The sequence below is a fragment of the Algoriphagus aurantiacus genome (assembly GCF_035156405.1).
In the GTDB taxonomy this organism is placed as follows: Bacteria; Bacteroidota; Bacteroidia; order Cytophagales; family Cyclobacteriaceae; genus Algoriphagus; species Algoriphagus aurantiacus.
This window is the reverse complement of sequence record NZ_JAXRUT010000016.1, coordinates 64,057-89,114: the sequence shown is the minus strand read 5'-3', so window position 1 is coordinate 89,114 and position 25,058 is coordinate 64,057. Positions and strand designations below refer to the sequence as shown.

19 protein-coding genes are annotated in these 25,058 nt (G+C 39.8%); 5 read left to right on the top strand and 14 right to left on the bottom strand.

What is annotated here, in order from left to right:
- Positions 1-18: 18 nt before the first annotated feature.
- From SYJ56_RS16050 to SYJ56_RS16005, 10 genes are all read right to left on the bottom strand, one after another.
- Positions 19-819, bottom strand: coding sequence for an alpha/beta fold hydrolase (locus SYJ56_RS16050; protein WP_323835826.1), 801 nt, complete (start codon positions 817-819; stop codon positions 19-21).
- Between the two features lie 74 nt (positions 820-893).
- Positions 894-2,483, bottom strand: a complete 1,590-nt coding sequence (locus SYJ56_RS16045; protein ID WP_323835824.1) for an amidohydrolase family protein — start codon at positions 2,481-2,483, stop codon at positions 894-896.
- Between the two features lie 130 nt (positions 2,484-2,613).
- Positions 2,614-3,429: an enoyl-ACP reductase FabI gene (locus SYJ56_RS16040; RefSeq protein ID WP_323835822.1), complete on the bottom strand. Its 816-nt coding sequence runs from the start codon at positions 3,427-3,429 to the stop codon at positions 2,614-2,616.
- A gap of 85 nt (positions 3,430-3,514) precedes the next feature.
- Positions 3,515-5,167 carry a DNA repair protein RecN gene (gene recN, locus SYJ56_RS16035; protein WP_323835820.1) on the bottom strand — a complete coding sequence of 551 codons (1,653 nt, stop codon included), beginning with the start codon at positions 5,165-5,167 and terminating at the stop codon, positions 3,515-3,517.
- Positions 5,168-5,205: 38 nt separating this feature from the next.
- A complete protein-coding gene (gene porD / locus SYJ56_RS16030) occupies positions 5,206-6,108 on the bottom strand; it encodes a type IX secretion system protein PorD (protein WP_323835818.1) in 903 nt (300 codons plus the stop codon).
- A gap of 131 nt (positions 6,109-6,239) precedes the next feature.
- Positions 6,240-7,448 (bottom strand): bifunctional phosphopantothenoylcysteine decarboxylase/phosphopantothenate--cysteine ligase CoaBC, encoded by a 1,209-nt coding sequence (coaBC, locus tag SYJ56_RS16025; RefSeq protein ID WP_323835816.1) that lies wholly within the window; start codon positions 7,446-7,448, stop codon positions 6,240-6,242.
- Positions 7,449-7,452: 4 nt separating this feature from the next.
- Positions 7,453-7,767 (bottom strand): DNA-directed RNA polymerase subunit omega, encoded by a 315-nt coding sequence (locus SYJ56_RS16020; RefSeq protein WP_323835814.1) that lies wholly within the window; start codon positions 7,765-7,767, stop codon positions 7,453-7,455.
- Positions 7,768-7,787: 20 nt separating this feature from the next.
- Positions 7,788-8,696, bottom strand: coding sequence for an outer membrane protein assembly factor BamD (locus SYJ56_RS16015; RefSeq protein ID WP_323835812.1), 909 nt, complete (start codon positions 8,694-8,696; stop codon positions 7,788-7,790).
- Positions 8,697-8,763: 67 nt separating this feature from the next.
- Entirely contained in the window at positions 8,764-9,480 is a 717-nt protein-coding gene (locus SYJ56_RS16010; protein WP_323835810.1) for a T9SS type A sorting domain-containing protein, read from the bottom strand.
- Positions 9,481-9,631: 151 nt separating this feature from the next.
- Complete coding sequence (locus SYJ56_RS16005; RefSeq protein ID WP_323835808.1) at positions 9,632-11,296, bottom strand: OstA-like protein; 1,665 nt, start codon at positions 11,294-11,296, stop codon at positions 9,632-9,634.
- A gap of 48 nt (positions 11,297-11,344) precedes the next feature.
- On the opposite strand from SYJ56_RS16005, the gene tilS reads away from it, so the two are divergent.
- The 5 genes from tilS to SYJ56_RS15980 all read left to right on the top strand — a co-directional run bounded on the left by tilS (position 11,345) and on the right by SYJ56_RS15980 (position 18,795).
- A complete protein-coding gene (gene tilS, locus SYJ56_RS16000) occupies positions 11,345-12,664 on the top strand; it encodes a tRNA lysidine(34) synthetase TilS (RefSeq protein ID WP_323835806.1) in 1,320 nt (439 codons plus the stop codon).
- A gap of 3 nt (positions 12,665-12,667) precedes the next feature.
- Entirely contained in the window at positions 12,668-13,183 is a 516-nt protein-coding gene (locus SYJ56_RS15995; protein ID WP_323835804.1) for a Crp/Fnr family transcriptional regulator, read from the top strand.
- A gap of 146 nt (positions 13,184-13,329) precedes the next feature.
- Positions 13,330-14,265 (top strand): malate dehydrogenase, encoded by a 936-nt coding sequence (gene mdh / locus SYJ56_RS15990; RefSeq protein ID WP_323835802.1) that lies wholly within the window; start codon positions 13,330-13,332, stop codon positions 14,263-14,265.
- Between the two features lie 100 nt (positions 14,266-14,365).
- Positions 14,366-17,071 (top strand): hypothetical protein, encoded by a 2,706-nt coding sequence (locus SYJ56_RS15985; RefSeq protein WP_323835800.1) that lies wholly within the window; start codon positions 14,366-14,368, stop codon positions 17,069-17,071.
- Between the two features lie 68 nt (positions 17,072-17,139).
- Positions 17,140-18,795, top strand: a complete 1,656-nt coding sequence (locus SYJ56_RS15980; RefSeq protein WP_323835799.1) for a mechanosensitive ion channel family protein — start codon at positions 17,140-17,142, stop codon at positions 18,793-18,795.
- 12 nt (positions 18,796-18,807) lie between these two features.
- On the opposite strand, the gene SYJ56_RS15975 is transcribed toward SYJ56_RS15980, so the two are convergent.
- Genes SYJ56_RS15975 through SYJ56_RS15960 form a run of 4 tightly spaced genes read right to left on the bottom strand, consistent with a single transcriptional unit; the run spans position 18,808 to position 25,034 of the window.
- Positions 18,808-20,367, bottom strand: a complete 1,560-nt coding sequence (locus SYJ56_RS15975) for a hypothetical protein (RefSeq protein ID WP_323835797.1) — start codon at positions 20,365-20,367, stop codon at positions 18,808-18,810.
- A gap of 58 nt (positions 20,368-20,425) precedes the next feature.
- A complete protein-coding gene (locus SYJ56_RS15970; RefSeq protein WP_323835795.1) occupies positions 20,426-21,580 on the bottom strand; it encodes a DUF4249 domain-containing protein in 1,155 nt (384 codons plus the stop codon).
- On the bottom strand, positions 21,580-24,315 hold the full coding sequence (locus SYJ56_RS15965) for a carboxypeptidase-like regulatory domain-containing protein (protein WP_323835793.1): 2,736 nt from the start codon (positions 24,313-24,315) through the stop codon (positions 21,580-21,582). The genes SYJ56_RS15970 and SYJ56_RS15965 overlap by 1 nt, the downstream gene beginning before the upstream one ends.
- The gene (locus SYJ56_RS15960) at positions 24,312-25,034 is read right to left on the bottom strand and encodes a hypothetical protein (RefSeq protein ID WP_323835791.1); all 723 of its coding nucleotides are present in this window, start codon (positions 25,032-25,034) and stop codon (positions 24,312-24,314) included. The genes SYJ56_RS15965 and SYJ56_RS15960 overlap by 4 nt, the downstream gene beginning before the upstream one ends.
- Positions 25,035-25,058 lie beyond the last annotated feature (24 nt).

Sequence of the window (25,058 nt, the reverse complement as noted above, 5' to 3'; positions counted from 1 at the left end):
AATTATGAAATACCCAAATCAGCTTCTCTCGATTAACCAGTCTCCTATCAGTCGATTGATTTCTTTAGGCTTTTCAATACAACTACTGTGACCAGCCCCCGGAATACTGTGCAGTTTCGATTTAGGAATTCCCATTTGAATAAATTTGGCTTTTACCGGCGTGGTGGCTACATCTTCATCCCCCACTATTATCATTGTAGGACAAGTAATCCCGCCCAGTTCATTTTCCACACCTTTCCTATAGATCACACCTTCCACTGCAGCAGAGATAGTTCTCTTATTCGATTTCAATTCTGATTTCCAATAATCTATTTTCTCAGAATTGAGCGAATTTTTGAGCCAGCTTTCCGCGAACATGATTTTCATGACTTTGCTTGATACTATAGGCATTATACCAAACCATTTCACTATTCCATTAAGGGTTTTGTACTTGGGAAGGTTTTCTACAGGCTCAGAATTTGCTGAAGTTTCCATAAGAATCAAGCTTTTAATCAGTTGTGGGAATCTGGACGCCAACCTCAGCCCTATAAAGCCACCCATCGAAAGACCAGCAAAATGTACTGGACCATCACATAATCGTTTGATCAATTCCGCTGCATCCTGACAAAGTGTATCCATATCAAATGGACCGGTTACTTCACTTTGACCTTGACCTCTATGATCATATGCAATCACTCGAAATCTCGATTGAAGGAATTCGATTTGATCTCTAAACATCTTATGACTCCAAAGCAAGCCATGTGAAAAGACGATCGTTTCCTCCCCAATTCCTTGGTCCGTGTAGAAAATATCAACTCCGTTTACATTGATTTGGGGCATACTGTTTTTTATTTGCGAGTGATCAACCCATTGAAGTATAGGCTGCGACCACTCTGTTCTAATTCAAACTCTGTTTACCAATCCAATCCCGGCTGCGTGATTGTAAAATTTTCTTTCTCTTTTTGCTTATCTACAATCGCTTTTACATCTTCCAAAAGCTTTTTAGCATCATAGACTATTCCGTCCTTCACTGTGTACTTTACTCCACCTACCCGTATCGGTTCATTATTTTCATCGATTCTTATTGCACCTGTACCATACAGAACCTTTAGGTTTTGTAATGGATTCTCCTCCAAAATCACAAAGTCAGCTAACTTCCCTACCTCCACAGATCCTATTTCTCTATCCATCCCAAGTAACTCCGCTCCGTAAAGAGTAGCAGATCGAAGCACTTCTAGAGGATGAAAACCAGCCTCTCTGAGCAATTCCAATTCACGTATATAGGCAAATCCATAAAGCTGATAGATAAATCCGGAATCAGATCCCGCGGTCACTCTACCCCCTTTATTCTTGTATTCGTTCACAAAAGTCATCCAAAGCTTATAGTTTTCCTTCCACAAAACCTCCTCCTCTGTAGTCCAATCAAACCAATAAGAACCATGGGACTGGCGACTTGGAGCGTAGAATCTCCAGAGTGAAGGAAGTGTATAGACTTCATGCCACTCGGCAGTACGAGCCCTCATCATGTCACGATTTGCTTCATAAATGTTAAAAGTAGGATCAAGAGTAAAATCCAATTCAAGCAATTCATTCATCACTTTATTCCAATGATCAGATCCCGGTTGGGCAGCTTGCTTCCAAAGTTTTCCAGCCTCGGCAAATCGATGCTGCTCATTTTGGTAATTGTAATCTAATCTGAAATCCTGAATGGTTCGATTCTCAAACAAGGCCTCGGGCAAACCATACCAATGCTCCATAGAAGTCAAACCAGCCTTAGCAGAATTCATTACATTCCAACGCGCCACATCCAACTGCTGATGATGCATCGCCGAGCGAAGTCCAATTCTTTTATTTTCCGATATTGCAGCTTCCATCACATTTGGATTTGCTCCAAAAAATTTAATTCCATCAGCACCTTTTTCCGCATTTTCATTTACCCAAGCTTTCGCTTGCTCAGCTGTTGTAATTGGAGATTCAGCTCCTTGCCCAAAACTGGTATAGGCCAGTATCCTCGGAGCGGTAATTTCATTAGCGGCTGATCTTTTCTTTTGATCCAGCACCCAGTCCAGACCGTTTCCTGCTGAAGGATCACGAATAGTGGTAATGCCATGCGCCATCCAAAGTTTAAAGACATATTCCGCAGGAGTGCCTTGACCTCTTCCGCCGATGTGTCCGTGAGAATCTACAAATCCGGGAAGCAAGTAGTGCCCTTCCAATTCATATACTTTATCGTCCGGACCTGCTTTTGGTCTACGGTTTTCATTGATAGGCATGCCAGGATAGCCAACTACCTGAATGTGGGCAATCCTATTTTTCTCCACTACAATATCTACTGGCCCCACAGGAGGTGCTCCTGTACCGTCAATCAGGATTACTCCTCTCAAAATCAATCGACCATATTGCCCATCTCCTTCGACTCTATCAGGAGCAGATTCTATTTGTGAAAAAGATGAAAAGGAGAGATATAAGCCAAAAATAACTAAGAGTAAAAGTCTTTTTTTCATAGGTGATGGTCTCATTCAGCCAGATAAGTTAAGTGAAATGTATCAACATAAAACCAAAAAGGATGTAGTTTAGGCACAAAAAAGCCCTGAGGGATTTCCAAAGGGCTTTTTTGAGAATTGTTGGTAGTTTTTATAAGTCTTTAAACTTCTCCATGATGTCTTCAGAAATTCCAGTAAAGGAATATCCACCATCATGAAAGAGGTTTTGCATTGTAACTAATCTGGTGTAATCAGAAAACATGGTCACGATATATTCTGCACATGCTTCTGCAGACGCATTTCCTAGTGGAGAAAGGGATTCTGCAAAATTGTAAAAAGAATCAAATCCACCAATTCCTGTTCCTGCCGTTGTTTTGGTAGGCGACTGAGAAATTGTATTTACCCTTACTTTTTTCAATTTTCCAAATCTATAGCCATATCCACGGGCGATGCTCTCAAGCAAAGCTTTGGCATCAGCCATATCTGTATAAAAAGGAAATACTTTCTGTGCCGCTATATAAGATAGGCCCACGATGGATCCCCACTCGTTCATTACATCTTGCTTCTCTGCCACTTGCATCATCTTGTGAAAAGAAACAGCAGAAACATCGTATGACTTCATAGCCCAATCATAGTTCAGATCGCCATAAGACCTTCCTTTTCTGATATTTGGAGACATCCCAATGGAATGCAAAAGGAAATCAAAATTTCCTCCAAGATACTCTTTGGCTTCTGTGTAAAGTTTTTCGATATCTTCTATACTTGTAGCATCCGCAGGAATCACTATGGTATCACATTCTTTTGCAAGGTCATTGATGGCACCCATACGCATGGCGATTGGAGCATTTGTCAATACAAATCTGGCACCTTGCTCTTTCGCTTTAAGCGCTGTTTTCCATGCAATTGAGTTCTCATCGAGAGCACCGGTAATGATTCCAAGTTTTCCTTTTAGCAAATTTTCTGGCATATAGCTAGGGGGTTATTTTCAAAAATATTGCCCAAAAATAGGAAAAAATAATCATTCAAGACCCGAAAATGCTGTAAGGCAAGAATTACCGGCGTAGCAGCTCCTTTGCGCTTTCTATAGCTGATGCAGATGGTGAGGCTCCCGCGATCATTTTTGCAAGCTCGAGCACCCGACCTTCTTGATCAAGAAGTTTGATTTTACTCACAGTTTTATCGGAAGAATTATCCTTGTAAACAAAATAATGAAGGTCGCCTTGTCCTGCCACTTGTGGCAAATGCGTAATGCAAATCACTTGGTGCTTTTTAGAAATATCCTGCATCATCCCGACCATCTTTAAGGCTACTTCACCGGAAATTCCTGTATCAATCTCGTCAAAGATCAAGGTAGGCATCGCCATTTTATCCGCCATCAAAAATTTAATAGCAAAAAGTAATCTGGAAAACTCGCCTCCTGAAGCCACCTTTTTTAATGGCTGTGGAGAAGATCCTTTATTTGCAGAAAACAGCAATTCGATTTCATCCATTCCATTTGCAGAAGGCTCAATTGATTTATGCTCCATTACAACTTTGGAATTCTCCATACCCAGACCCGCCAGCAGATCTTCCAGAGAACTTTGGAAATTCGTAAAACTTCCTTGTCTTTTTTTGCGAAGGACTTTTGCTGAATCGATTACTTGTGCTTTACTATCTTCCAGTTCTAGCTTTGCCTTTGCTAGCGTTTCGTCCAAATTTTGCACCTGAAACACTTTATCTGCCAGCTCCCTTTCCAGCTCCATCAACTCTTCCACTGACCCAACACCGTGCTTTTTCTGAAGTTGGTAAATCTTGCTGAGTCTATCCCTGATTTCATCCAGTTTCTCAAAATCAACCTCTACCCGACTATCCTCATCACCAAGTGTCTCTTCTATATCTTTCAATTCAATATTAACTGCCTGAAACCTCTCTTTCAGTGCAGCAAAAACATGCGCCAAACGCTCCAGGGATTGCATACCATGCTGAATTTGAGACAAACCTTGTATGATCCCGAACTGCTCATCCTGAAAAAGATTTAGCATTTCATAAATCTTTAATTTGATCTCTTCTGCATTCTCAAGGATTTCCTGAGTGGACTCCAGCTCAGCTTGCTCATTTTCCTTTAATCCTAATACGCTTAATTCTTCCAATTGAAATTGATTGAAATCAGCCTCCTTTTGCAATTCAATAGCTTTTTTACTGAGTTCTGTGTATGCCTTTTGTGCTTTTTGAAAAGTTTTATAATCAGTTCTGTACTTTTTAACTTCTTCTTTTGTCTGGGCAAATGCATCTATTAAGCTCAATTGGTAGCTTCCCTCCCCAAGCTGAAGCGTATCATGTTGGGAATGCACATCCATCAAATAGCTCCCCAAAGTTTTTAAAGCATCCAAAAGCACGGGCGTATCATTCACAAACGAACGGGATTTCCCAGCTGGGCTGATCTCTCTCCGTATGATGCAGGTAGGCTCGTAATCTAGCTCTGCTCGATCAAAAAAGTCTTTCAAGCCATAATTAGCAATATCAAATACTCCCTCAATGACACACTTTTTATCCTCATGAAGCAAAACCTTCGTATCAGATCTATTCCCAAGCAGCAAGCCAACAGCACCAAGCATAATGGATTTCCCCGCACCAGTTTCGCCGGTAATCATACTGAGTCCTGAACTAGGCTGCATATGCAGTTGGTCGATCAGAGCATAATTAGAAATGCTAAGAGATTTGAGCATGGTCAAGAGTTCGTTTGGGCAAAACTAAAAAATCGAGCTTAGCTTTTCAGCAGCTCATTGTACTTTCTCGCATTATTTGGATCAACTTCCAAAAGTAATTCGACAATCTCTGTCCGAATCTCAAGTGAAGCATTTTTCATAATTGAAGCAATTTCATCACTTTTGGCATCCATAAACGCGATAGTAAATATTCCATTCGGCTGAGTTTTATTGGCTTCTGCCAATATCCGGATTGCTTCTAAGATATTAGTGTATGCTTCTTCCGGCCGAATCTGGAGAATATCCAATCCCTGACGGTGATATAAATAATAGGCATCGCGAATCACAGAAAAAACCGAAGACGTATATATGTCATTATTTAAGGCATATCGATTCCGCCGATCTGAGGTACTTTGCCCCCATCCAGGCCGACCTGATTGCTGTGCATTGTTTACTATGTCATTTGCTGCCGCAAAGAATTCATCTCCACCACGACTTTCGTACGTGTCATAATCCAAGCCTAAAGCGATTTGCGCATAGAATGCCAGCAAAGAGCTGATATTATTCAAATAAGTAAACCGATTGAACTCCAGTGGTTGAGATTCTATATAATCAAAATTCCAGTTTCTGTCTGCAAAGTTAAAAACCAAACTCTCGTAGTTAGTCCCGTAAATGGGTCTAACGGTCTGGATCTGCACAGTTGCATTATATGTCCCAACTTGTGGGACATCATTGATCGTGATAAGTAGGTTTCCTTTAATTCTTTCCTCAGGACGAAATTCGTCTGTAGTCCAGGATCTACCATTGAGGAATTGCTCGAAGCTGGTCTTCATTTGCCTAAACACATCGGTATTCTGAATTCTTGCGCGGTCACTATTGATGATTACGGTAAAATTCAGCTCTTGAGAATATCCAATGAATGAATAGCAAAAGAAGAGTATAAGGAAAACCCCTTTTTTCATGTGATTATAATTGTTTTTCAAAGGTCATCCCGATAGCTATCGGGAGAATCTCTCAAGATAAATATCATACCACTTTGTATCCCTCTTCGTTATGCTCGATTTCATAGAGCTAAAATAGGAAATACAAAGGCTCATACCCAAACTGGGATATTTTTGATTTGATCTAGTATAAGATCTGCAATTTGATTTTTTGGAGCAACTTTCGATTGTACCGACAAGCCAGATGCATGAAAAATATGTACTTTATTTGTATCTAACTGAAATCCTGCTCCAGATTCATTCATTGAATTCAGAACAATCATGTCAAAATTCTTCTTGTTCAACTTCGTTTGAGCATTTTTAGCTTCATTTTCTGTTTCTAAAGCAAAGCCAATATGAACTTGGTTTTGCTTTTTCTTTGTGCCTAAGCTAGCAGCGATATCTACATTTTTGATTAAATCTATGGAAAGCGTGGCTTCGCTTTTTTTAATTTTCTCTGGAGATACTTTTGCAGGAGCATAGTCTGCTACAGCTGCCGCAAAAACACAAATATCCATTTGTCCGTGGATTTCATCAGCAGTTTGATACATTTCATTAGCTGATTTCACATCCTGCCAATGAAAGTTATCCTTGTTTACTTTCAATGAAATCGGACCAGATACCACAAACACTTCGGCTCCTCTAGAAAGAAAAGCATTGGCCAATGCAAGTCCCATTTTCCCACTCGAATGATTGCTAATATATCTCACCGGGTCAAGCGCCTCTTGCGTCGGTCCCATAGTGATCAACACTTTCTTCCCACTAAAATCAGACTTTACGGTAAAAAACTCTTCAACAATCGACATAATATGCTCTGGCTCCATCATCCGACCTTGACCCGATAATCCACTTGCCAGTTCCCCTGATTCTGCATCAAGGACAATATTCCCAAAAGAAGATAATTTTTGAATGTTTGATTGCACAGAATGATGCTGGTACATGTCCAGATCCATCGCAGGAGCCACCATCACTGGACATCTGGCAGATAAGTAGGTAGCAGTAAGGAGATTATCACAGATACCATTGGCAAATTTCGCAAGGGAATTCGCACTGATAGGTGCAACTAAAAATAAATCCGCCCAAAGTCCAAGCTCCACATGATTGTTCCAAACACCGGTTTCATCCTTTTGAAATTGGCTCAGAACAGGTCTCTTGGAAAGTGTGGCTAGGGTGAGTGGGGTAATAAAGTCAAAAGCAGAAGTGCTCATAATAATTTGCACTTCTGCTCCTGCTTTAATTAATAAACGAGTAAGAAAAGAAGACTTGTAAGCAGCAATGCTACCAGTGACTCCTAAAATGATTTTCTTACCCTTTAGGCTCATAGTATTATTCGCCTGTTGGTTCTTCTGGAAGTCTATGATATATTTTACCTTCCATGAATTCTTCCATAGCCAGTGTACTTGGCTTTGGCATTCTTTCATAGAACTTGGAGATTTCGATTTGCTCCTTGTTTTCAAATACTTCTTCCAAATTATCAACAGTAGAAGCAAATTCTGAAAGCTTAATATTCAACTCCTCCTTCAAGGTGTTGGAGATTTGCTTTGCTCTCTGCCCTACTACATGAAGAGACTCATAGATATTCCCTGTCTTATCAGCGATTTTATCAAGATCTCTTGTAATGATGGATGGATTAACTGCCATATTCTTATTTGATTATAGTTCTATTTAATTTCTACTTTTTCTAAAGGCTTATTCTCTAAAGCTTTTGCTTGTTGCTCAGCTAATCGATCTGCATATTCTTTTTGAAGAACGGTGTGCTCCTCCAACTCTTCTTTCGCGTTCGCTTCGATTTCTTTTACTTTGGCAGAATAGCCACTATTGGGATATCTGCGATAAAAAGATGTAGCAAAGCCTAACGCATCTTTCAATCTTTCTTCCTTTTTCAGGAAAGTACTATTCTCAGCATATCCAGTACTCACTTCCACAAGTTTGTAAGCAAGCTCTTCATTATGCTCACTGTCTGGGTAATCCTTTGCAAAGTTCTGAAAGTTAATAATGCATGCACGATAGTAGTCACCTGGATACAGTCCATCTTTTAGTCTGTAATACATAGATGACTCCATATACGCTTTCTGCTCAAATCTTCCTTGCAAATCAACTAGCATTTCCATTGCCCGCTCATAGCTTGCAGAAGCTGGGAATTTGGTCACAAACTGCTGAATCGCGGCAACTGCTTCCTGAGAACTCTGCTGATCAAGATTGGCGTCAGGAGCATCAAGGTAAAGAGCATATGCATTCATAAATAATGCTTCTTCTGCCAATGGGCTTCTATTGTATGTTCGATAGAAGTTGCTGAAATAACCAGCTGCCTCGATGTATCTCTTAGTCTTGAAATGGCAGTTAGCATAATTGTAATCAGCCAACTCAGCTTTTTCACTACCTCTAATTACCGGTAAAACCTTGTCATAAAGGATAATGGCCTTATTATATTCTCCTTCCTGATAGTATTTATTTGCACCTGCATACAGTTCCTCCCAGTTTGTGCTTTTCTCAAGCTTGTTGAATGGACCACAGGAACTTGCGGCAATTATAATAATAAGTAATAGAATGGATTGTACGCGCATGTTCATTTTCAAGACCGCAAATATACGGGTTAATTATTCGGATTCAAATGGATGATTGCTGGATAGACAAGTCTTACTTCTTGACAACGAGCTTCTTGGTCACAATATTTTTATTGTCCAAGAAAAGTGTGTAGAAATATATCCCAGGATTGAAATCAGAAACATTAATTGGCAAGGTGTTTCTTTTGGGATCAAGTTCGTAATCTGCTATTGGATTGCCAATGAAGCTATTTATTGCAATTCTAGCCTTAACAGACTGATTTTTTATGTTATAATCAAATTGAGCTATTCTCACACTAGGATTTGGATAGACGTCGCTAAGTACGATGTCCTTGTAGTCAAACTCATCAACTTTATTTGCCGGATCATCTACTTCATACCTAGCTTCAACGACAAATAAGTCTCTCAAATTGCTCTCACTTACAAATGATAAATCAAAAGACCCTCTAGTTTCAGCTATTCCCATATCAAAAACCAGATATAAATCTGTCAATAATTCACCTGGCTCTAGAGTCAGTTTAATCTTAGCAAGATCTTTTTTGGGATCGTAGCATTGATCTCCGATGCAAATTCTAACTCTCTGAGAAGATCCGATGTTTCCACGAAGACTTTTAAGAAGATATGTTTTGACTTGATTGGTTTCGTTTTGAATGATTACTGTTTTGCGTTGGGTTGATCCCAAATCGCCCCGAAATTCTATCCCATCACTCAGCACACGCACTTGTTGTGCTTCCGCAAATACGGGAACAAACAGCCAAAGCCATGTAAAAAATATGAGTAATTGTTTCATGTAAAGTTTTAATCGATAAGCCTTCAGTTGTTGTAACTGTATTAAATATACGGACAAAATTAAGCCAATGGCTATGCATTTTAAGAAAAATGCGGTTAAAATCTGTTAACCCTTATGAAATTTTTTTACTAGAAGCACGTTACCTATAGTCTCAAGGCTCCAATAGCGGCAATGGACTCTTTTTTTCTGGTTTCCAACCGCGTTTTTCTAGTGACTTTAGTATTTCTTCGTCGGTTGGCAAAATCAATTCTACCTCTGGAAGATTGAATAAATTTTCTGCTTCAAGATCAATTTCTTCAGGTTTTCTCCAAGCATTTATATCATCCATAGTTGGCCTTTCTTCAAATCTCCAATTAAACCCCTCTAGCCTGGAATTTTCTTCATTGATGAGTTGAAATGGAGTGAACTTTCCATCAGGTTTAATACCATAAGTTACACGCTGAATCGCACCATCTTTGAATCTGAGTTTGATATTGGCACTTAGAGTTTTATTGATTCCCTGAGAGAGCGTATCTGCCTGCAAAGCAAAGTACAGCGATTCTCCATTACCGTCTATGTCAATCTTGTCCATTTGACCATCTACAAAATAGCCAACCATACTTCTGCCCTTCATTTGATTGAAGTTCTTTATTGTATCCTGCGTGATCACAAAAACTTTATCCTTCATAAACACACGATCCAGCTCCTCATTAGCAATGTAAAAAACCATGCTATCGGCTGTAATCTGGCTTTTTTGATTCCACATTACCGGGTCTTTGTAAAGCTGAATAGACGAATCTGAATAATTATAAACCAATGAATCCGCTACACCAGACATATCTGTTTTCACCAACTTCACCTTACGAAATGCCAACAAATATTTCATTGAATCAGCTTCACCATCTTGAGAAATCAATGAGTCTGAAGCCATATATAGGGTGTCTTTTTCGAAATACCTTCTTACCAATGCATTTCCATGAACCAAACTATATTTTCGCTCATCCCAATACTCTCCCACATCTCCAAATACCTCTACTTGCCGCTCTTTATTGAGCACACTCACATTTTCTTTTCCTTCGTAGTATGCATCCAACTCACTGTAGAACAATTCCTTTGCTTTTATTCTACTCGTTTCTGTCTCTACAACTCCATCATAAAACCTAAACTTTTTTGCCTGAGTGTCATAAAAACTACCGTTTTGGGCATCAAGCGTATTGCCATCCTTTGAAATTAGATTCGTCAGCCCCTTTGTTTCCGCTGTTTTAGGTATTGTCATGTAAACCAAATCATTGGTTTTCATGGTGTAGTCGGGATTGACAAGCACCACATCCTTTTGGAATGTTATCCGTTCAATATTCACCTCATATTTACCACGCTCACTCGTCAAAACATTGACCGAATCGACTACTTTCCCATCGTTAAAATAATAAGCAATATTGCCAGCACGGTCATAATCCAGGTATTCGGTAGTCAGAGTGGTTTCTTGATTTGTAAAAACAACGCGATTTCTAAGCTTTGCCATTTTGGTATTGCCATCATACTCTGCATAGCCACTAGTCGTCTGCACAGGATCTTCTGTATCGACTATTCTCACATTCCCGAATAGACGTGCTTTGTTTTCCTTTCTGAAAAAATGTAAAGAATCACAATAAATCAATGTTTGCTGATGTTTCATCTCCACTGATCCCAAGAACCGTTCATATCCCTTTACCCCATCTCCGGCTAGTTCATCTGCTTTGTTAATCTCCAAAATGGATTTTTCCTGTGCCAGAGATGAAGCGGAAATCACCCAAAAAGACAGAAGGAAGAAGGAAATACGAAATAAGGCTGAAGTCATAGTTGCACGAATGTGGGCAAAATTAGCAGAAAATGATATTTTTGATCAATGGTTGAAGCTTTTATCCGGCATATCCGGAACAAATCAATTTTAGAACCCTCCAAAACTTACTTATTGGCAAGCAGTGGCGGAATGGACAGCATGTGCCTGGGCAATCTTCTTACCAAAGCAGCTATTCCTTTTGAAATAGCACACGTGAATTTTCAATTACGTGGAAACGACAGCGACGAAGACGAAGCATTTATCAGGAAATGGGCGAAGACTGAAGGCAAAATTATCCACGTTCATCATGCTGACACTTCCTCATATGCATCAGAAAGAAATATCTCTACGCAAATGGCAGCAAGAGAGATTCGTTATCAGTGGTTTGAAACCATAAGATCAGATCGAAACTTGGCAGGCATTATCATTGCTCATCACGAAGATGATCAGATAGAAACTATTTTTCTCAATCTACTTCGTGGCACTGGCATCGAAGGAATCTATGGAATGGCAGAGCGCAGAGGCTGGCTGATCCGGCCTATGTTGGCTTTTGGAAGAAAAGAAATCCAAGAATATGTCCTCGCTAATCACATCGAGTGGAGAGAAGACAGTTCAAATGAAAAGACCGATTACAAACGGAATAAGCTTCGCCACATCAGTTTACCCGCGATCTATTCTGTAAGCGATGATGCAAAATCAAATCTGCTGAGCAGCTTTGCAAGATTAAAAGACACTGGAAAGGCATTCAATGGACTATTTGAAAACTGGAAAAATGAAAAAATCAAAGAATCAGATGGGTTACAAATCCTTTCTACAACTGATATTCTAAGGGCCGCTGGAGCGGCATCGCTTCTGTACTTCTGGCTTCGTCCGTACGGCTTCAATTCTGATCAGGCGCAAGATGTTTTGGAAAGTTGCCAGTTAGGCGAATCTGGAAAGCTATTCGAAAGCCCAAGTCATTTACTCAATCTTGACCGTGATCAATTAATATTGGCACTTTTACCAAGTAAATTTTCTTCTATCTCTATTTCTCAAAGTGATATTGAGTTTCTTTTGCCTGAAGGAAAGTATGAAATCCTCAAATTAGAAGGCAAAGAAGACCTAGATAAAACACGACAAAATGCCATGCTCGATCTAGAGCGACTAAGTTTTCCTTTAGAAATCCGAGGCTGGCAAGAAGGTGATCGATTTATTCCTCTTGGAATGAAAAATGCCAAGAAAATCTCTGACTTTTTGATAGATTTGAAAGTACCTGTGGTAAAAAAACAATCTGTAAAAGTCTTACTTTCAGATGGGCAAATAGCTTGGGTTATTGGTTATAGAATCGCTGATTGGGCAAAATCAACAGCATCTACCAGAAAATTACTGTATTTAAAAAAGCGATAAGCAATGCGGAATCCATTTTCCAAAACATACACCGAGGCAGAGGAACAAATGTTCCATTTTCTTGGACAGATTAAGTTTTTCGAAAGCTTAAAAGAAAAGGAAATGGCTCGATTTATCCCTGCAATGCATCATCGAAAGTATGCGAAAGATGAAGTGGTTTTCTTCAGTAAAGACCCTAGTCAAGCACTTTACTTAGTCAAGAATGGGGAAATCAGCCTAACTATTGACATCAAAGACAATTTCGAGACTATACTTGAAATCAAAAAAGGTGAAGCATTCGGAGAAAACTCATTACTCGAAAATGCAAAGAGGACTTACACCGCACTAATTGTTTCTGACGAGGCCGAATTAATTGTAATTCCTCACTTTGCGATGCAGGAGATTTTTGACAGCAATCCTAAGATCAAAGCAAAAATGATGACCTCTCTCACAGAATACTACAACCTCAACAACCAGCGACTTTTCCGATCTTATAGGGAATCATTCGGCTTCTTTAGCCTTCGTCAAATGTTTGAATAAGCTGATTCAACTCACAAATCTCGCTTTTGTCAAAATACCTTAATTACTTCCAAACTATTCAGAGGTCTGTTTCGAATCCTAGGCATAGTTTAATAACTTAGCGCCGCTTTTAACGCAATATATTCAAATAATAATCTATAAATCTAATGAGCAAAGTAACCGTAGTAGGAGCTGGTAATGTAGGCGCAACTTGTGCCGATGTATTGGCTTATCGCGAAATCGCTGAGGAAATCGTTTTAATTGACATCAAAGAAGGAGTAGCTGAAGGTAAAGCACTTGATATCTTCCAGAAAGCACCTATCAACCAATACGATAGCCGCACCATAGGAAGTACTAATGATTATAGCAAAACTGCTAATTCCGACGTAGTAGTGATCACTTCTGGTCTTCCCCGTAAGCCAGGCATGACTCGTGATGACCTGATCGAAACCAACGCTGGCATCGTGAAGTCAGTGACTGAGAATGTAATCAAGCACTCTCCAAATGCAATAATCATCGTGGTATCTAATCCACTTGATGTGATGACCTACCAAGCTCATATCACTGCTGGTATATCTAGAAATAAAGTAATAGGTATGGCTGGCATTCTGGATACTGCACGTTACAGAGCTTTCCTAGCGGAGGAATTGAACATATCTCCAAAAGAAATCCAGGCAATCCTAATGGGTGGTCACGGTGATACCATGGTTCCTCTTCCTCGCTATACTACAGTCGCTGGTATTCCGGTAACTGAATTAGTAGCTAAAGACAAGCTTGATGCAATCATCGAAAGAACTAAGTTCGGTGGTGGTGAGCTAGTGAAACTAATGGGAACTTCTGCTTGGTATGCTCCGGGAGCTGCAGCTGCTCAAATGGTTGAGGCAATCTTGAAAAATCAAAGAAGAGTATTCCCGGTTTGTATCAAACTGGAAGGCGAATACGGTATCGATGATTGCTACCTTGGTGTGCCCGTGATTCTAGGCAAAAACGGTGTAGAGAAAGTATTGGAACTCGACCTAAATGAGGAAGAGAAAGCACTTCTTGAGACGTCTAGAGGTCATGTAAAAGAAGTAATGGAAGTTTTGAACAAGCTAGGTAAGTAATCCTAGTGTTTTTATATATCAGACCTGAGATTCTCTTGCGTTGACTGGGGTTTCTTAGGTCTGATTTTTGTGTAATATCGTCTGAATCATCCTTGAGCCTGTGAAGATCTGGAAAAGCCTACTTATACTTTTTATCTCCCTTATCCTTTTCGGAGGTGCTTTCTGGATCTACAAATCATACTTTTCTTCCCGCCAGGTCAATAGCTTGGAGGTTATCAGTCAGAATTCAGTATTCGTCTTTGAAACTTACGAAGGTGCCGATCAATGGAATAGCCTTGTCAATGATCCTGTATGGGAGATTCTAAAATCATTTCCAGCATTCCAAAGATTATCTGATCAACTCATCACGCTAGACAGTCTAAATGGCGGTTCTGGAGAAATTGCTAAATCCCTCAATGGTCAACAAGCAACTATTAGCCTTCATTCAACGGGTATTGAGACGTTCGAACTACTTTTTACCCTAAATCTCAGTCCATCAACCGCCACAGGATTCGTAGAAGAGATTAAATCACGTATTCCATCTGGATCACGATTCCAAACGAGGCAATATTCAGATAAAGATGTACTGGAATACTACGATTCGGAAAACAACCGTCAATGGAGCATTTCATTACTTGGCGATTTGGCTGTAATTTCTTCTTCTTCCTTCTTGGTTGAGGAAGCCATCCGATTCTATGTGAATGAAGATCAGCAAAGCTTTTACTCCTTATTTAAATCAATAGATTACAATTCTGATTCAAAAGGAAGATTATTACTATCTGGCAAGGGGCTTGCTAGCCTGTTGAAGGGAATCGGTGGACAAAGAGAAAGTACGGCGATTGCAGGATTGCAAATAATGCCTGGTGTAGCAGCTTTGGATTTAAATTTGGAAGAAAATCAAATGGTTTTCAAAGGCACAGTAGTCTATGAGGAAGACGTTGATTTCACCCCTTCCATTCAAGCCAACCTTGCTGCTATCGAAGAAGTAATCTCTAATCGTACGCTTGCACTCACCCAGATCAATCTAGAAAGCATATATGAGACTCAAAAAATCGTTAATCGTGCTTTTACAGCCAGAGCGACTTTTAGCGGAGAAATACAGCGAAAACTATTAGACAAAGGTTTCCTGGATACTTTTACCGGAGAATTGTATTTGCTGGATTTAGAAAATGCAGGAGGAGTAGACCAAAATCTGGCGCTATTGGCACGAACAAGAGATGCAGAACTTGCCATACAGCAACTCAAAGAATTTCAAGAAAGCGAAAGTGAGGAAGGCTCTGATTTCTATTCAGGATATGAGATCCTGTACCTTTCAGAGGAGGATTTCCCAGCACATTTATTTGAAGGAAAATTCCCGGAATTTGGACAAACGTTCATCACCTCTGAAAATAATGTGTTGATTCTCACCAATTCCCAACAAGCTATGAAGCTGGTCTTAGACGACATCAGGTCAGGGAGCACTTGGGGCAAATCTTCCAGAGCTCCTGAAGCAAAAAAGGATTTAAGCCCAACTTCAGGATTCAGTCGGATCTATTTAACAGATCATATTTGGGATTCATGGACTAAAAAAGCCAATCCTTCCTGGAGTTCTTTCCTTCAGAAATATGCCTCAGCATTTCAATCATTTCCCTGGGTTTCATTCAAAATCAATCAACTCCAGGATAGAACTGAAGCAACGCTGAGATTCCCTTATGATGGGGGCTCCCAACCAAAAATCGAAACTACAGATGCAATATCCTTGCAGCCGAGCAACAGGATATCTTTTGATCAGCCATTAATTTACGGTCCAAAATCCATCACCAATTATCAGGATAATACAGAAGACCTGCTAGTGCAGGATCAAAACAATGTCCTCCATCTGATCAATTCCGCAGGGCAGGAAGTTTATTCAGTGCAGCTATCAGGTCCGATAGTTTCGGATGCTTTTCAAATCGATTATTACAAAAATTCGAAACTTCAGCTTCTGGTGGCTACCGCTGAGAGAATTTACGGAATCGACAGATTAGGAGAACCGCTCTCTGGATATCCACTGAATATAAACGGCGAGAATATCACTCATCTCAATCTAGTTGACTACAGCAATTCAAAAGACTATCGTTACTTCGTCAGCACTGAGGCAGGCAACCTATTCTTATTGGATAAGACTGGTGCACAACTGGAAGGCTGGAATCCTAACCGGATAGGAGCTAAAACCATTGGCTCACCAGCTCACTACAGAGTTCCTGGTAAGGGAGACTATATGGTAGCTTTAACTGAAAATGGTAACCTCCAGCTTTTCAATAGAAGAGGTGAAAGTCAGGCAGGCTCTTCAATCAAGCTTGGGGCATCCTTTAATTCTGGACTGATTGCCTGGAGAAATCCACAATCAAGATCGACACAGCTCGTTGGGATCACTACAAACGGGGAAGTGATCCATTCCAATTTCAACGGAGAAATCGGCTATAGAAACCAACTAATCAAGAATGATCGTGACAGTGAGTTCCTGCTTGTTCCGGATCAGAAGCAAAACGACTTTGTCTTTATCTCCCGCCAGTTTAATGAAGTAAGTGTACTTGATCGAAGCGAAAAAATCCTTTTCAATACACGTGTATCAGATGAAAATCTACTTTATCAATATTTTGATTTTGGCTCAAACCGGCAATTGTTCGCTATCACAGATCTCAATCAAGCCTTTTGCTACCTGTATGATCTCAATGGAAATCTGCAAACTACTATGCCTCTGGAAAGTACAGGTCATATCCAGATTACCTATCAATCTTCTTTAGGACAGTATTTGATCAGGACCGTGAGCGGCTCCACACTTACGGAATTCCAACTGGCAGATTAGCCATCTCTGGTTTCCCTTGGGCATCGTCTCATGATTGGCTAACTTGCAAAAAATTACCTCAACAACTAATGCTGAAAAAGTACTTCCTACTTATATCCTTATTTATATGGGTTAACACTCACTCTTTTGCACAGCTGATTACAGACAATCAGGACATTTATAAAGTAGGTAATTCGGTCAACCTGAGCTCGCCATATCATACTACGCTCTCATTTTTTTATAACCTAGAGGAAGAGCATTATCAGCCAGAGAATGCTGCCAAAACACTTGACCTTTCAGATGTAGAAGATCAAAATGGCCAACGACTCGCCGTAAAATTGAAACAGATTTTTGAGGGTAAAGGGATTTTAATACGAACTAATGAGATTCCAAATGAGCAAAACTACTCTGACAGCTCCTCTGCAACCAATGAGAACATCTATTATTTCGACAAACAAAAGCTCCCGGGTATATTCCTGCAAAAATCCGGTGATAGCTGGAAATATTCAGCTTTCAGTGTAAGCCAAATAGATGAACTTCACTCAGAAACCTATCCCTATGGTACTGCAAAGTTGCTAAACGTTTTACCAAAGATTGGGAATCAAGAATATCTAGGACTGCATCTATGGCAATTGGTCGGCTTGTTTATCCTGCTTTTATTGGTTTTTCTTTCGCATTGGGTTTTCACATTAGTGGTGGATAAATTCATGCTTTACCTATTTAAGCGTTATGGCTATGGAAAAATAGGAGAAGATTACATCCTACCCGTAGCTAGAGTGATCAGCTTTTATTTAATAGTGGTATTACTCTCACTTTTCATCCGGGTTCTCCAGCTACCCATTGAAATTTGGTCATGGATAGTAATAGCTCTTCGTACATTAAAGCCATTCCTGATCACCATTATTTTCTACAAATTGGCAGATGTGGTGGCAGCATACTTTACCAAACTAGCCACTAAAACGGAATCTACGCTTGATGATCAATTAGTGCCTTTGATGCGAAAAACACTAAAGGCATTTGTGATCATTGTTGGAACTTTGTTTATCCTGAGAGATGGACTTAATCTTGATATTATCCCATTCCTCACAGGTCTTTCCATTGGTGGTGTAGCCATTGCTCTAGCTGCTCAGGACACGATCAAAAACTTCTTTGGCTCAGTCATGATTTTCATTGACAAACCTTTTCAGGTGGGCGATTGGATCACTTCAGGAGATATCGATGGTACCGTGGAAGAAGTTGGTTTTAGATCTACACGTATTCGTACGTTTAGAAACTCACTCATGTATGTCCCAAATGGGAAAATTGCTGATGCAGTACTGGACAATCATGGTTTGCGCCAATACAGAAGATTTTACTCGACTTTGACAATCACGTACGACACTCCTCCCGAGCTCGTTGATGAATTTGTCAAAGGTTTGAGGGAGATTGTCCTAGCTCATCCCAGCACTCGCAAAGATGTGTTTCACATCTACTTCAACAACTTGTCCTCCTTCAGTCAAGACATCATGTTCTACATCTTTTTTGAAGTACCTACCTGGGGAGAGGAATTGGAGTGCCGTCACCAGATTTTGATCCAGATAGTGAAGCTGGCCAATTCAATCGGCGTACGCTTTGCTTTCCCTACTCAGACCTTGCACATGGAATCTTTCCCTGAAAAGAAGACACTTGTGCCAGAGTATAATGGTGGGTATGAAACAAAAGTCACTGACTTTGTACAGCGTGAGTTAAAACGTAAAAACGAATAACGAAAAAGACTTTTACTTCACTTCAAAAGTTCGCAGGTAGTCTTTTGATTCCCCTTGTTGAGTTTTAGCCTTAACCTTAACCAGATACTTCCCTTTTAAATCTGGTGCTTTGACTTCAATAGAATTATTTAGAGAAGAGATTTCAGGAGTTTCCGACCAGTACAATACCGTTCTCCAGTCCATGATATTCTGATCTTGGCTTGGTGGAGCAAAGAGCGTTTCGGTGGATACAACTTTAGGTTGAATACCTTCATAATCGAGGTAAATCCCATTGGAAGGAATAGGAAAACCACCAAAGTCATTCTTATACGAACTGAAACTCATCACACCTGGAAACTTCTCTTCGTTTAAGTAAAAAGTACGGGTCAACACTTCAAGCTTTTCAAAACCAGAAGGATCAAATGCTGCCAGCATATCTGAATCAAAAACAGGTAATGCATCAATTAACATCAAAGGATTCGAATCAAAACCAGCATCCAGCACCTCATCCAAAGCCCGGAATTCTTTCTTCTTCTTCATCGTCCTTAATGCCACCTCAGGGACATATTCTTTGATGACTGTACCAACCGTTTCAAATCGGGTATAATCATCCAATAAGTAAGTTCGATCATCCATAAATCCCGTAACTACAGGAAATAAGCTTGCATCAAACTCATTGACGAAATAGGCTTCCACCTGTCCACCCTTCAGAAGTTCTTGAAGAAGATCCTGATCCGCGGGACTGATTTCAAGTTCAGGGAATACAAAACTGCTTTTAAAACTTGTAACAGGAGCAGGTGAAACAATCCCGAAGTCCAATAAGCTTCCATTTTCATCAGCCTGAGCAACAAGGAATTTCCAGTGTTTCATTCCCCCTGCATCAAAGTACATTGTGCCATCAGCATCCGGTCTATCTGTAAAAAGTGCAGATTTATCGCCATGAAGAGAGAGGTAGTACAATTGTGTTGTATCGACTGAAGCACCCTCTACTTTGGCTTCGATTATATGTCCAAACAACTCAGGAACTAATCTATGCTTCTCGATAGACTCATAAGCAGTCCCTGAGGGAATCTTCCCTTGATCAGTCAAAAAAGGATTTTCAGATGCTATACTTACTTCACTTATGTCAATACCAACTGGCAATTCTATTTCCATTATTTCCCCTGGTGCAATCACTTCCTGGGATAAAACTATTTCATTGGACCTTCTACGTTGAGACTCAAACTTTCGCTCAGAAACTACCGTAGGGGGGACATTTCTATTGAATACTGTAATGAATTGCTGTACTAAACCTTCTTCCAAGTTTTGATACGGACTTACTCTCGTAAAAACTCGAAGAAGGTAATTGTCTGATGGTAGATTAGTAGGAAGCTGAAGAAAGTTAAAGCTCTTTCCATCCACCAAAGGCATCTTTGCCATAGCAACTGACTCATTGTATCGATTAACCAGTTCTGCGTAGATAATCTTAGACTCTACAGGAGAATTATCCTGCAAAGCTTGACAAGCTATCCACACCCGCTCACCTCCAAAATAGATTGTCTTCGGAATGGAAAAATCCACTGTCTCAGCTTCAAGGTTTTGACTAGAAGCCACCTGAGAAAAGCTAAGACTTAGAAAAAGAAATGCGAATAATTTATGCGATAAGCTCATATTAATCCTCCCAGAAATCAGGTTTCACATTTGTCCCTCTCAGTGTACAATCTGAACAGCGGCGAATAGCCCCTCGATATCCTATCGGAGAATATGCTCCTTCAGGAACAATAGGTACTACAGGTATAAAACCCCCGCTTCCAAAGGATTGTCCATAATTTGCAATCAAAACCGTATCAGTTTCGACGAAACAGTTAAAGTAAGCAGGTTCTATTGCGGTCCATGGTAGCACTTCCCTAACTCCGATGAATAATCGTCTTTGCTTTACAGTTCCCAAGCTCACAAACCCCACCACAGGTGCATCAGGATTTTGATCATTCATTATATTTCCCCGGATGTTAGAAGGTAATGGGCTAAAAATAGAGCCTAAGTCATTTGTGTTTTTGCGGAGAATCTCCCAAAATTCAGAAGCTTTCTTATCCAAAGCTTTCTGGGAAATCAAAATGCTATAGCGCACAGAAAGACGCTCATCATCATGCAATATTTGAGTGATAGACTGTCTAAACACAAACTGATCTTCAAATCTAGATGAAGTCTCTAAGATCAAGTCAGCACTTACATCCCCTCTATAGCACATGTCTGTCCTTTCTTCAGGTCTCCTAATAACCACATCTTGCAGCTCTTCATCATATTTAAAAGAAGATGGGATTTTCGGTCGGAAAGCATAAGTTTCCTCAAATGTCCATAAGAAGTCATCTGCATTCTCATCTCCCTTTGTGGTCAAGTATACCTCAACTCCTAATTCATTCTTCACAAAGCCTACATCAATAATCTCAGGCGTAAGAATCGGCTTAATCAAATCTGAAGTGTAGGTTTTTCCCTCATTAGTAGATATGTAAAGTCTGTAATTCTGATCCTCAGGGATATCATAAGCAAATTCAAACTCTCCTGATCCCATATCAGTTAATGGGTATTCTTCTCCTGATTCTGATCTTAGATACACATCGGCACTCGGAACACTGGGCAAAAACGAATCATCTGTTTGAATATTCCGGGTATAACTGAGCTTCAACTTGCTTGGTAAACCCTCTGTATCCAAATACCCCTCCACTACCAATACAGAAAGATCCGCTGGTTCAATAACCGGATTGAAAGGCTCTCTACATCCACTAATGAATAGGATACAGAAAAATATAATAAGGACTAGTCTATTCATCAGAAACGGAAATTGTATGTTATAAATGGAATAGGCTGAGCAAAAATTGAAAGTTGATACCCCCTTAATTGGCCTTCTACTGGTGTGTAGTACACTGAATAAGGATTACTTCTACCCAACAGGTTATAAACTCCAAATGACCAGGACGAGTGAGCCAGTTTCTTGATTTTATGACTTCCTTCAATATTCACAGAAAAGTCCATTCTGAAATAATCAGGAATTCTATACGCATTTCGCTCAGAGAAATAAACCCGCTCCGAACCAGCATAATCAAACTTAGAGATCGGCAAAGTAATTGGTCTTCCTGTGCTATAGTTAAGATTCAAAGAAGTATTTACCCGCTTGCTCAACTCATAGTTAGCCGTGAGCACCAAGTGATGAGGCTGATCAAAATTGCTGGAATAAAAATCTCCATTGTTGATTTTCTCAATGCTTGGATCATCTGAGGTCTTCATTAAAGATCGGGAATAGGTGTAGGCCAAAGACCCTTGTAGTAACCCTGTACTTTTCTTCAAAAGAAGCTCCACTCCGTAAGCTTTCCCATCCGAATTCAATACGTCCTGTTCTATATTTTCATTAAGGATGATATTGGCTCCGGAGCGATAATCAAGCAGATTTGCCATATATCGATAGTAAACTTCCGTAGAAAATTCCACTTGATTTTTGGCAAGATTACGATAATATCCCAGCGAAGCTTGACCTCCAGTTTGTGGCCGGATATACGTATCGCTCAATTTCCAAGAATCCGTTGGGGCAATAGATGAAGTGTTTGACAGTAAGTGGATATTCTGTCGCATGGTGTTAAAACCTGCTTTCACAGAGGACTTATTGTCCAACGTATATCGAGCCGAAACCCTGAATTCTGGCCCATGATAGGTCTTCACTGTTTCACCATTGCCAAAAGTCTCCTCTCCTATTACATTACTTTCTGTAATTGGAGCCCCTGGCACATATTCATTCACTGTCATAGGACCTAGCAATTGATATAGCATGTACCTACCGCCGTAGCTCACGGACAGTTTTTCAGACACAATAAATTCATCTCCGAAATAAACTGAAATCTCGCGGGCATTTTCTTCGTCCAGTTCCTTTTCTATTACGATTGATTCTGGTCCATAAGGCCTATTACTTCCTGGATTCAATGAATACTGAATGCCATGAACCCCGAAGTTAATGATATGATTCTCGTTCTTTCTATATTCAAATTCCGCCTTGAGGAAAAGTTGATTAACGTCAAAACTAAAATCAAAGGAATTCAATGGGTTTTCCTGCCCAATAATTCCGAATTGATAATTATCACTTCCAACTGTAAATCTACCTTCCAGCTGGTCATTGAAAAAGTGTTTCCATCCCAACGCTACATTTATATTTTGGTAGGAATAAGTGGTATCTGGATCAAATCGAAAATCATCTTGACTTAAATACGCTGTCAACTCTAATGTATTCTTTTCATTGAGATTATGCTGAATATTCGCATTGATGTCATAAAAAGTGATTTTACTATCATTCAAATCGGCTTCATCATCCAAAAGATTCAATGCCCAATCCGAGTAAGTTGTCCTTCCTCCTACTATAAAATTCGTCTTCTCGCCGATAGGACCATCCAAACTCAATCTGCTAGTCAGAATGCCTAATCCACCAGAGCCTCCGATTTTGTCTTGTCTGCCAAATTTTGGATCAACTTGCAAGACCGAAGAAAGTCTGCCACCGTAATTCACAGGAACAGATCCTTTGTAAAGCTCCACACCATTAACTATGTCTGCGTTGAACGCAGAGAAAAATCCGAAGGCATGAGTAGGATTAAAAATCGTGGAATTACCATACAAAATCAAATTTTGATCCGCCGCCCCCCCACGCACATTAAATCCAGAAGTTGCCTCGCCTACGGTATTGACACCTGGCATAATCAAAATCCCTTTAAGAACATCTACCTCACCCAATACCGCGGGAAGTCTCTTCACTTCTGCAATACTGATGGACTGAACACCCATATCAAGTTTGTTCACATTAGACAATGCGCCAGAACTGACTACCACTTCATCCAGCGAAAGTATGGTCTCTTCAATACTCATATTAAGAACTCCGTCGCCTTTCAGATCAATTTGCCGCTGCTCCTGGAAGCCACCAATATTTTGCACCCAAATCGTATGTCTTCCTTTTGGAAGAGTCAGTTGGTACTTACCATTTTGATCCGTAGCTGCTTGATTATAGTCGATTTTTTCCAGAACTATAGCGCCATTCATTGGTTTCCCTGACTCTATGCTGGTTACTACACCACTTAAAATTGCTGTTTTCGATTGAGGGTTATCTGAAGATTTCCCTATGGTAAAGCGTTTGTTTTTGTCAAAAGCGCCTAATGAATCTCCAGCTTTTGCCAGATTATCCTGCCTCTCCTGAACCAAAAAATAATCAGTTGGAAATTCAACTTGTATTTTTTGACCTTTGCTTACCCAGATCCGATTAGATTTATCTATTGTATAAGTCAAGTCAGTCTCAGCAAAAACTTGATTCAAAATCATCTTGATATCCGAATTATTTGCCTGTAGGTTGACTTGAAGATTTTCTACATCTTCCTTTTTGTAGTAAAAACTAAAATCAGTATCAGACTCAATTTTCTCGACAAATCTTTCAAAGGACATTCCTATATACATTCCCGTCAACTTTGGGGTACTTGTCTGAGCTTTTAAATCAGCGAAAAAGCAAGAAACTAAAATCAGTAGTAGAATTTTTTTCATTCGACAAAACCGTTAAACGTATCAGCCTTACTTTCTCTTAGGGTAACCAATTCTAAAATGAATTTTTCTTTGTCCAGTGAGAAATAGAGAGACTTCCCTCTAAGATATTTTTTTGCTTCCCTCTTATTTAATCCCAAACTTTGAATTGCCTGCTTTTTCTTTCTAATAAGGACAAATTCATTATTGTGCCAATAGAAGTAATCGTTTTTCTCCACAAACTTATAGGTGTATTTACCTACCTCTTTTGTCGGGTCATTATACTTATAGTGCTTCATCAAGACTTTGATGTCACCATCTTTTATCACACGATAAAATCCATTCTTATGACGTGCATAAGACTCATTTCCTAGATATTTCCTAAACAAGCTACCGTCGTTGAGTTGGAACTCTTCAATTTTTTCAGGAGTAATTAAGATTTTTTGACGATATATCGGGTGAAACGTGATCAACACATCATCATGTTGATCGTATAGGAGCGGAACTTCAGTATAGCTTATATTATTAATGGATAACATTCCTTCTCCAAATGTCCTATCCAAATAATATGGATCACCCTCATAGTTTAAAGGAGGTTCTTTATACTGACCACCAGTAATCAATTCCTGGAAATATGGCAACTGCTCTTTGTATAAGGACAAATAGGTCTGTGACTGCCCAAATGAATTGGCAACACATATAAAAAACAGAAGAAAAGGTGTGAAAAAGTTTATTTTTAGCATATGTTCGACACTATACTAGATCAG